Here is a 10240-nt window from a genome sequence, read left to right as displayed (position 1 = left end):
CCAACGACGATCGCGACCAAGATCAGGATCATCAGGATCGGACCAATCACCATTCCCAATCCTCCCCACTGATCACCGCCCCACATCATACCATGCCCGTCATAGAAGGGGGCATCCCGGTTGGGCATTTCACCGACTTGTGCCATGGCCGTGGTGGCCGTCACGGTCGCTGCGGTGGCCAGGGTCGCCGACCGTGCTGCAATCCCGTGTGTCATCCGACATCTCCTTGAATGTGGCGGCAAAGGCCGCTCTGACCACATCAAATCGGAAAAGACTGCAACGCACACTGATCTGGATCACCCTGTGCGCTGCAATCAGGGATACCATGGCAAAAAGGGAAACCGCTTCAGAGTGCGGACCTTGTGCCGGATGTGGCCCACCCAAACACTCTCCTCGACATCGGCCCCGCCACGCGCTCGATGATTCCGACTGAAAGGATGCTGCAATGACCTATACGATCAACCGTACCTTCGATGGGATGTCCTTCAAAGACGTCGCCGACCGCACGCACGCCGCGCTGGCCGACAACGGATTTGGCGTTCTGACCGAGATCGACGTGCAAGCGACGATGAAAAAGAAGCTCGACGTCGAGATGCCGGCCTACCGGATCCTCGGCGCCTGCAACCCGAAGATGGCCTACGAAGCCATCGGGATGGAGCCGCGCGTCGGTGCGATGCTACCCTGCAACGTGATCCTGCGAGAGGTGGACGGCGGGGTCGAGGTCAGCGCAATCGACCCGGTGGCCTCGATGCAGGCGATCAATAACGGCGAATTGACCGCTGTCGCAGGCCAGGTCCGCGACCTTTTGACCAAGGCCGTCAAGGCGATCTGAGCTGAGCCTGCACGCTGCCATCCTTGCCGCGATTGCAGTCTTGGGGTTCGCCGCATTCCGGGTCGGGTGGTTTGAACTGTCGGTCCTGGCCGACACCCGGAGCCAGATGCAGCGCGAGACTCTCAAGGTGCTAATGGCGCGAGTCCCTTGATGAAACAGAACCGAACCGGAGATCGATTATGGTTGAACTGCTCGAAATCACGGCGGACGAGACGAAACGGGTGGTCGAACTGACTGGCGGACCGGTTGGAATCGAACGCCACCGAAACGACATGCAACTCATTACCGGGTATCTGCAACCGATGGTTCCGATAGACGGCGTTACACCTGTCGGGGAACTTGAGGTCCTGGACTGCCTGGAAGATGACGACCATGTCGTGGTAGACATGCGGAATTCCGATTGGCGGCTGAAGGGAACGATTCCGGGAAGCATGTCAATTCCATTTGGAGAAGTTGCCGACCGTCTGGACGTGCTGGGATGTGTACGATCATCGTCAGGTTGGAATTGCGACGCCGCCAAGAAAGTCGTGGCGTTTTGCAATGGCCCGGCCTGCCCTCAGAGTTCGATCGCGATGCACGCAATGGTCGACAACGGCTTTCCGCCGGAAAAAATCTACTACTACCGCGGCGGCATGCAGGACTGGCTTGTGCTGGGCCTGACGACACAGGCTTCGGCCACGTGACCGTGCCCTGCGGTCCTTTGGGGATTGCCGCCGACCTGTCGGCGCGAAGGTTCCGGCAGGGCCGATCACTGGAGGCGTAAAACTACGGCAGAACCAGAAAGGCTGGCAGACCATGGATAACGATCGGCATCACGCCGCGCCCGACATCCCAGCAGGAGCCGAGGCGGCAAAAGACCCGGTCTGCGGAATGGCGCGCTACCCAAGGAAAGGATCTGGTATGAATGTGAATTCACGGGTTCAAGCGAACGTCAAATGGACTGAATGATCGCAACCGCCAAGCGCAGGGCGGAGCGCGCAGAAAGTCGATTTCACGTTGCACACATAGTGCACACCCCCTCACTTACGTTATTGATTTATTTGTATTTGTTTTGCATTTCGATCCATTCGTGGCGACTGCCGCTATGCCGGGATAAGCCCCCTTTTGCTGTGCCCGACCCGCGTGCGGATCGGGCGACAGGGTGGCTGACGCAAGCCAGGCGCCCCACCGCTATTCCGCCGCCACCCGGCGCGCCGCCAGCATATCCTTGAGATAGCGCCCGGTATGGCTGCGCTCGACCTGCGCCACCTCCTCCGGCGTGCCGGTGGCCACGATCTCGCCACCGCCATCGCCGCCCTCGGGGCCGATGTCGATGATGTGGTCGGCGGTCTTGATGACGTCGAGATTGTGCTCGATCACCACCACGGTGTTGCCCGCCTCGACCAGTTCGTGCAGCACCTCCAGCAGCTTCTTCACATCCTCGAAATGCAGCCCCGTCGTCGGCTCGTCGAGGATATAAAGCGTGCGGCCCGTGGAGCGCTTGGCCAGTTCCTTGGATAGCTTCACCCGCTGCGCCTCGCCGCCCGAGAGCGTCGTCGCCGGCTGGCCCACCTTGATATAGCCGAGGCCCACGCGCGCCAGCGCATCCATCTTCTCGCGGATCGACGGCACCGCCCGGAAAAACTCCTGCGCTTCTTCAACCGTCATATCAAGAACGTCCGCTATGCTCTTGCCCTTGAAGCGAATTTCCAATGTTTCTCGGTTGTAGCGCGCTCCCTTGCAGGTCTCGCATTCGACATAGACATCCGGCAGGAAATGCATCTCGATCTTGATGAGCCCGTCGCCCTGGCACGCCTCGCAGCGCCCGCCCTTGACGTTGAAGCTGAAGCGCCCGGGCTTGTAGCCGCGCGCCTTTGCCTCGGGCAGCCCGGCAAACCAGTCGCGGATCGGCGTGAACGCCCCGGTATAGGTCGCGGGGTTCGACCGCGGCGTGCGCCCGATGGGGCGCTGGTCGATGTCGATCACCTTGTCGAGATGCTCCAGCCCCTTGATCGTCTCGCACGGCGCGGGCGTCTGCCGCGCGCCGTTCAATCGCATCGAGGCGGTCTTGAACAGCGTCTCGATGGTCAGCGTCGATTTGCCCCCGCCCGACACGCCGGTAACGCAGACGAACCTGCCCAGCGGAAACTCGGCCGTCATGTCCTTGAGGTTGTTGCCGGTGGCGCGCACCACGGTCAGCTTCTTGCGGTTGCCCTTGCGCCGCTTGGACGGCACGGCGATCTCGCGGGTACCCGCCAGGTATTGCCCGGTGATCGACGCCGGATCGGCGGCCACCGCATCCGGCGTGCCGTGGCTCACCACGCGCCCCCCGTGCACCCCCGCGCCGGGCCCGATGTCAAAGACGTAATCGGCGGTGCGGATGGCCTCCTCGTCATGCTCGACCACGATCACCGTGTTGCCCTGGTCGCGCAGATTGCGCAGCGTCTGCAACAGCCGCCCGTTGTCGCGCTGATGCAGCCCGATCGAGGGCTCGTCGAGCACGTAGAGCACGCCCGTGAGTCCGCTGCCGATCTGGCTCGCCAGCCGGATACGCTGGCTCTCGCCGCCCGACAGCGTGCCCGCGTTGCGGCTCAGCGTCAGGTAATCGAGCCCCACGTTGACGAGAAACCCCAGCCGCTCGCGGATTTCCTTGAGGATGGCACGGGCGATCTCGTTCTTCTGCGCCGTGAGATGGTCGGGCACCGTCGCGCACCAGTCATGCGCCTCGCGGATCGACATCTGCACCACCTGCCCCACATGCAAATCCGCGATCCGCACCGCCAGCGCCTCGGGGCGCAGACGATGGCCGCCGCAGGTGCCGCAGGGGCGGTTGTTCTGGTAGCGCTCGAATTCCTCTCGAACCCACGCGCTATCGGTCTCGCGATAGCGCCGCTCCATGTTGGGGATCACCCCCTCGAACACCCGGCTCACCTGGTAGACGCGCCCGCCCTCGTCATAGCGAAAGCGGATTTCCTCCTCGCCCGACCCATAGAGAAACACCTGTTTCACATGCGCGGGCAGATCCTTCCACGGGGTCGCCTTGTCGAACTCGTAATGTTTCGCGATGGCGTTGATGGTCTGGGTGAAATAGGGCGATTTGCCCTTGCGCCAGGGCGCGATGGCCCCATCGCCCACGCGTAGCGCCTCGTCGGGCACCACGAGTTTCTCGTCGAAAAACAGTTCCGCCCCCAGCCCCCCGCAATCGGGGCAGGCCCCGAACGGCGCGTTGAACGAAAACAGCCGCGGTTCGATCTCGGGGATGGTGAAGCCACTGACCGGACAGGCGAAATTCTCGGAAAACGTGATCCGCTCCGGCTCGCCCTCGCGCGGGGCGGTCTCCAGCACGGCGATGCCGTCGGCCAGATCGAGCGCGGTGCGGAAACTGTCGGCAAGCCGTGTCTCCAACCCCTCTTTCACCACCAGCCGGTCCACCACCACGTCGATATCGTGGCGGAATTTCTTGTCGAGCGTGGGCGGCTCGTCCAGCTCGTAAAACGCGCCATCCACCTTCACCCGCTGAAAGCCCTGCTTGCGCAGTTCGAGGAATTCCTTGCGGTACTCCCCCTTGCGGTCGCGCACGATCGGCGCCAGCAGATAGCCGCGCGTGCCCGCCTCCATCGCCATCACCCGATCCACCATGTCCTGCACCTGTTGCGCCTCGATGGGCAGGCCGGTGGCCGGTGAATAGGGCGTGCCGACGCGGGCAAACAGCAGCCGCATGTAATCGTAGATTTCCGTCACCGTGCCGACGGTAGAGCGCGGGTTCTTCGACGTGGTCCTCTGCTCGATGGAAATCGCCGGGCTAAGCCCGCTGATATGATCCACGTCCGGCTTTTCCATCATGTCGAGGAACTGCCGCGCATAGGCCGAGAGCGATTCGACATAGCGCCGCTGCCCCTCGGCATAGATGGTGTCAAACGCCAGCGACGACTTGCCCGACCCCGACAGCCCGGTAATCACCACGAGCTGATCGCGCGGAATGTCCACGTCGATGCTCTTGAGATTGTGCTCGCGCGCACCGCGCACCGAGATCGTCCTGAGTTCGGCCATGCCGCAGCCCCCATTGTCACCGACCATGACATAGAGGAGAGCGGCGAGTCGTCCAAGCCGAAATTGTGAACATAAGGTGAACGTTGCGAAACGGTCGCGGTCAGGCCAGGCGCTGCCACCCGGCGCCTGCCCCCTTGCGCGCCTCCTTTACCCTTGGTCGGACCGTCCGCTCCGGGCCAGCCGCCCCCTCGATCCGGTTACGGCCGTCTCACGCCCGCAGCCGCGCCCCCTTCGGATCGAACGGTGCCTCGTGCAGGATGCGCGCGCGGTGCGGCTGTCCCAGCACCATCACCTCGACCGCGTCGCCCGGCTCGGCACCAGACACGTAGCCCAGCGCCAGGCTCATCCCCACCGAATAGCCATAGGCCCCCGAGGTCACGCGCCCCACGCCGGCGCCCTCCTTGAAAATCGGCTCGCCACCCGTGGCATCGGCGTTCGACGCGGTCACGTCCGCCTCGTCCAGCGCCAGCATCACCAGCCGCTCGCGCGGGGCCGCGCCGATCACCTGCTCCAACGCCGCTTTGTTGAGGAAATCCTTGTCCATCTTGCACAGGTCGGCCAGCCCCGCCTCCTGCGGCCAGTATTCGGGGCTGTATTCGCGCGACCACGAGCCATAGCCCTTTTCCAGCCGCAGGCTCATCAGCGCGCGGCTGCCCACCGGCCCCGCGCGCATGGGCCGCCCCGCCTCGATAAGCGCCGCGTAAAGCCGCGCCTGATCTTGAGTCGCGCAATGCAATTCCCAGCCCAGATCGCCGGTAAAGCTCACGCGGATCGCCACGCATTCCACGCCCGCGATCTCGACCCGTCGGCTCGCCATGAACGGGAAATCCGAGGTTTCAAGCGACACATTGGTCAGCCGCTGCAACAGCTCGCGCGACTTGGGCCCCGCCACGTTGAAGCCACAGACCGCCTCGGTCAGGCTGTCGAACGTGGTCCCCTCCGGCAACGGCACAGCGTCCAAGAACCGCTTGTGATAACGCTCCGCCATGCCCGAAGAAATCACCCAGAACTCATCTTCGCCCAGCCGCGTCACCGTCGCGTCGCCCGCGATCCCGCCGCGCACACCAATCAGCGGCGTCAGGCACGACCGGCCCACCGCGCGTGGCATCCGGTTGGCAAACACGGCGTTGAGCCACGCCTCCGCCCCCGGTCCCCTGACGCGGTACTTGGCGAAATTCGAGATGTCGATGATCCCGGCGCGCTCGCGCAGCATCCGCGCCTCCTCGCCCACCGGCGCCCACCAGTTCTGCCGGGTAAAGCCGTTGGTGTCCTGCGTGCCCGGCGCATCCGCGAACCACAGCGGATGCTCCCAGCCATAGTTGAGGCCAAACACCGCGCCCATCTCGCGCTGCATCTCGTAGGCGGGCCGCACCCGCAGCGGGCGTCCCGCCGCGCGCTCCTCGTTCGGATAATGGATGGCGAAGCGGTGCGCGTATTGGTCCTTGACCTTCGCCTTGACGAAATCGCGATCATTGGCCCACAGGCCGAACCGCGCCACATCCCAGGCGAACATGTCGTATTTCATCTCGCCATTGACCAACCACTCGGCCACCATCCAGCCCATCCCCGCCGATTGGCTAAAGCCGGGGATGATCCCGTTACAGCAGAAATACCCTTTCAGCTCCGGCACCGGCCCAAGGATCACGTTGGCATCGGGCGACCAGATCATTGGCCCGTTGATCACCCGCTTGATCCCCGCCTCGCCCACCACCGGCACGCGGGTAATGGCGCGCATCATGTTGTCCTCGATCCGCTCCAGATCGTCGGGAAACAGGTCGTGCGCGAAATCGAGCGGCGTGCCATCCTCGGCCCAGAACCGCATGTCGCGCTCGTAGGCGCCGATCAGCAGGCCCTTGCCCTCCTGCCGCAGGTAATACTCGCCATCCCGGTCCGCGACCGAGGGCAGCCGCCGGTCCATCCCGGCGATCTCGGCAATGGTTTCGGTCACGAAATACTGGTGCTCGGTAGGTTGCAGCGGCAGTCCGATCCCCGCCAGCCTGGCCACCTCCCGGCCCCACAACCCCGCCGCGTTGATCACCCAGGGCGTGCGGATATTGCCCTTGGGCGTCTCGACGATCCATGTCCCGTCCGCCTGCGGCAGCGTCGCCATCACCGGGGTAAAGCGATGGATCTCCGCCCCCCGCTGCCGCGCCCCCACCGCGTAGGCATTGGTCACGCCCGACGGATCGACATTGCCGCCATCGGGCTCGTACATGATGCAGCGGATGCCATCGAAATTCACCAGCGGGTGCAGCTTTTCGGCCTCGTCGCGGGAAATCTCGTGGAAATTCATGCCATATAGCTTGGCCTTCGCCGCCTGCAGGCGCAATTGATGCACCCGGTTCTCGGTCTGCGCGAGGTAGAGCGATCCGGGCTGAAACACCCCGCAGCTCTGCCCCGTCTCGGCCTCCAGCTCCTTGTAAAGGGTCATCGTGTAATGCTGCAAACGGCTGATATTGGCGCTGTCATGCAGCCCGTGAATATTGGCCGCGGCGTGCCAGGTGGAGCCGCTCGTCAACTCGTCGCGCTCCAGCAGGACGACATCGTGCCACCCCAGCTTGGCAAGGTGGTAAAGGATCGAGCATCCGATAACGCCGCCACCGATCACGACGGCCTGTGCATGGGTCTTCATGGGGTGTCCCTCGGGTTGTCACCCCGACACCCTGAAACGCGCGCCCCGCGCCCGGTTGCCGATCTCCGACATATCCTGTCGCTGTGCTACCACGCCCGCGGTTTCTTCTTGGCCGAAATACCCCGGGGAGTTTGAGGGGCAGCGCCCCTCATTCTTGCAGCAAAGCGCAACGCACCCACGCCGCCACCCCCGCACCCACCAATTAGAAACGACACATCCTGTCGCAAACCGACATGCGGCCCCGCGCAGCCGTTCCACTTTGGGCAAAACTGTAACCGCAAGAGGCCGCACCCATGAAAACCACCACCCGCGTCTGCGTCATCGGCGGCGGCGTCGTCGGCGCCTCGGTTCTCTACCACCTGACGAAACTCGGCTGGTCCGACGTCATGCTGGTGGAACGCTCCGATCTCACCTCGGGCTCCACCTGGCACGCGGCGGGGGGCTTTCACACGCTCAACGGCGATACCAACATGGCCGCCCTGCAGGGCTACACCATCCGCCTTTACAAGGAACTGGAGGAGATCACCGGCCTCAGTTGCGGGCTGCACCACGTCGGCGGCGTCACGCTTGCCGACAACCGCGACCGCTTCGACATGCTGCTCGCCGAACGCGCCAAGCACCGCTACATGGGCCTCGACACCCACATCGTCGGCCCCGAGGAAATCGCGCGCCTCGCCCCCGTCACCAATACCGACGGCATCATCGGCGCGCTCTACGACCCCCTCGACGGCCATCTCGACCCTTCCGGCACCACCCACGCCTATGCCAAGGCCGCGCGCATGGGCGGCGCCACGATTGAGACCCACTGCATGGTGCACGAGACCAAACTGCGGCCCGACGGCACCTGGGACGTGGTCACAGACAAGGGCACCATCCATGCCGAGCATGTCGTGAACGCCGCCGGTCTCTGGGCGCGCGAGGTGGGGGCAATGGCGGGCACCTACCTGCCCCTGCACCCGATGGAGCATCAGTATCTGGTGACCGACGAGGTGCCCGAGATCGCCGCGATCATCGACGGCGGCGGCGAGCACCCCCACGTCATGGACCCCGCGGGCGAGAGCTACCTGCGGCAAGAGGGGCGCGGCCTCTGCATCGGCTTTTACGAGCAACCCTGCCGCCCCTGGGCGGTCGATGGCACACCGTGGGAATTCGGCCACGAATTGCTGCCCGACGATTTCGACAAGATCGAGGACAGCATCGAATTCGCCTACCGCCGCTTCCCGGCGCTGGGGCGCGCGGGCGTCAAGTCGGTGATCCACGGCCCCTTCACCTTTGCCCCCGACGGCAACCCGCTGGTCGGCCCGGTGCCGGGCTTGCGCAATTACTGGTCCGCCTGCGGGGTGATGGCAGGCTTTTCACAGGGCGGCGGCGTTGGCCTCATGCTGGCGCAATGGATGATCGAGGGGGAATGCGAGCGCGACGTCACCGCGATGGACGTGGCCCGCTACGGCGACTGGATCACGCCCGGCTATACCCGCCCCAAGGTGATCGAGAACTACCAGAAACGCTTCTCGGTCAGCTACCCCAACGAGGAACTGCCCGCCGCCCGGCCCTTCCGCCAGACGCCCATGTACGACGTGTTCGATGGCATGGGCGCGGTCTGGGGCCACCAGTTCGGGCTGGAGGTGGTCAACTACTTCGCCGAAGGACACGAACCCCGCTTCGAGACGCCCTCCTTCCGCCGCTCCAACGCCTGGGACGCCACCGCGCGCGAGGTCAGGGCGGTGCGCGAGGGCGTGGGCATCAACGAGGTGCACAATTTCGGCAAATACCTCGTCACCGGACCTCACGCGCGCGACTGGCTCGACCGGATCATGGCTGGCCGCATCCCGAAACCGGGGCGGCTGTCGCTGTCGCCCATGCTGTCGCCGCAGGGTCGGCTCTGGGGCGATTTTACCGTGTCGTGCCTGGGTGACGAGGCGTTCCAGCTCACCGCCTCCTACGGCGCGCAGGCGGTACATATGCGCTGGTTCGAGATGAACGAGGCCGGCGGCGTGCAGGTCGAGAACATCTCGGACCGGCTGAACGGCTTCCAGATCGCCGGGCCAAAGGCGCGCGACGTGCTGACGGCCTGCACCCGCGACGCCGTGGCCGACATGCGGTTCATGGACCTGCGCCACGTCACCATTGGCATGGTCGATTGCCTGGTGCAGCGGGTGAGCTTCACCGGCGATCTGGGATTTGAAATCTATTGCGACCCGATGGCGCAGCGCGCGCTGTGGGACACGCTCTGGGCCGAGGGGCAAAACCACGGCATGAAACCCTTCGGCATGCGCGCGATGATGTCGCTTCGGCTCGACAGGTTCTTCGGCGCGTGGCTACGCGAATTCTCGCCCGACTACACCCCCTGCGAAACCGGGATGGACCGCTTCATCGCGTGGCAGAAGAACGCCGATTTCATCGGCCGCGCGGCCGCCGAGGCCGAGCGCGCGGCAGGGGCGGCGCGCACGCTCGTCGCCTTCGAAGTCGAGGCAACGGACGCGGATGTGAACGGCTACGAGCCGGTCTGGATCGACGGCGAGGTGCGCGGCTTTTGCACTTCGGGGGGCTATTCGCACCACGCGGGCAAGTCCATCGCGCTGGCGCTGGTGCCCGCGGGCGACGCGGAACCCGGGTTGGAGGCCGAGATCGAGATCCTCGGCGAGAAATGCCCCGCCCGCCTGCTCACCGAGCCGCTGTTCGACGCCGACGGCACCCGGATGCGCGGCTGAGCCAGCCCCCCGGCGGCGGGCATGGCCTACGCCGGG

The 10240-nt window shown here is 64.8% G+C and carries 6 protein-coding genes; 3 read left to right on the top strand and 3 right to left on the bottom strand.

The annotated features are described in order from the left end of the window. Nucleotides 1–215 (bottom strand): hypothetical protein (locus CRJ03_RS18380; protein WP_206018396.1); only part of this gene is annotated, 215 nt, incomplete at its 3' end. A 230-nt stretch (nt 216–445) separates the two neighbouring features. Between CRJ03_RS18380 and CRJ03_RS18375 the strand changes: the two genes are divergently transcribed. Together CRJ03_RS18375 and CRJ03_RS18370 are read left to right on the top strand one after the other, a co-directional pair. Further along, nucleotides 446–832, top strand: coding sequence for a DUF302 domain-containing protein (locus tag CRJ03_RS18375; RefSeq protein WP_104020196.1), 387 nt, complete (start codon nt 446–448; stop codon nt 830–832). A gap of 179 nt (nt 833–1011) precedes the next feature. Continuing rightward, nucleotides 1012–1515 (top strand): rhodanese-like domain-containing protein, encoded by a 504-nt coding sequence (locus CRJ03_RS18370; protein WP_104020323.1) that lies wholly within the window; start codon nt 1012–1014, stop codon nt 1513–1515. A 487-nt stretch (nt 1516–2002) separates the two neighbouring features. On the opposite strand, the gene uvrA is transcribed toward CRJ03_RS18370, so the two are convergent. Both uvrA and CRJ03_RS18360 read right to left on the bottom strand, forming a co-directional pair. Further along, nucleotides 2003–4861 carry an excinuclease ABC subunit UvrA gene (uvrA, locus tag CRJ03_RS18365; protein WP_104020322.1) on the bottom strand — a complete coding sequence of 953 codons (2859 nt, stop codon included), beginning with the start codon at nt 4859–4861 and terminating at the stop codon, nt 2003–2005. A 208-nt stretch (nt 4862–5069) separates the two neighbouring features. After that, nucleotides 5070–7493 (bottom strand): GcvT family protein, encoded by a 2424-nt coding sequence (locus CRJ03_RS18360; protein WP_104020321.1) that lies wholly within the window; start codon nt 7491–7493, stop codon nt 5070–5072. A gap of 293 nt (nt 7494–7786) precedes the next feature. On the opposite strand from CRJ03_RS18360, the gene CRJ03_RS18355 reads away from it, so the two are divergent. Continuing rightward, entirely contained in the window at nt 7787–10204 is a 2418-nt protein-coding gene (locus CRJ03_RS18355) for a GcvT family protein (protein WP_104020320.1), read from the top strand. Nucleotides 10205–10240: the final 36 nt, after the last annotated feature.

The sequence above is a fragment of the Roseovarius nitratireducens genome (genome assembly GCF_002925845.1).
Lineage (GTDB): Bacteria > Pseudomonadota > Alphaproteobacteria > Rhodobacterales > Rhodobacteraceae > Roseovarius > Roseovarius nitratireducens.
This window is presented reverse-complemented; position numbering and strand designations above follow the sequence as displayed.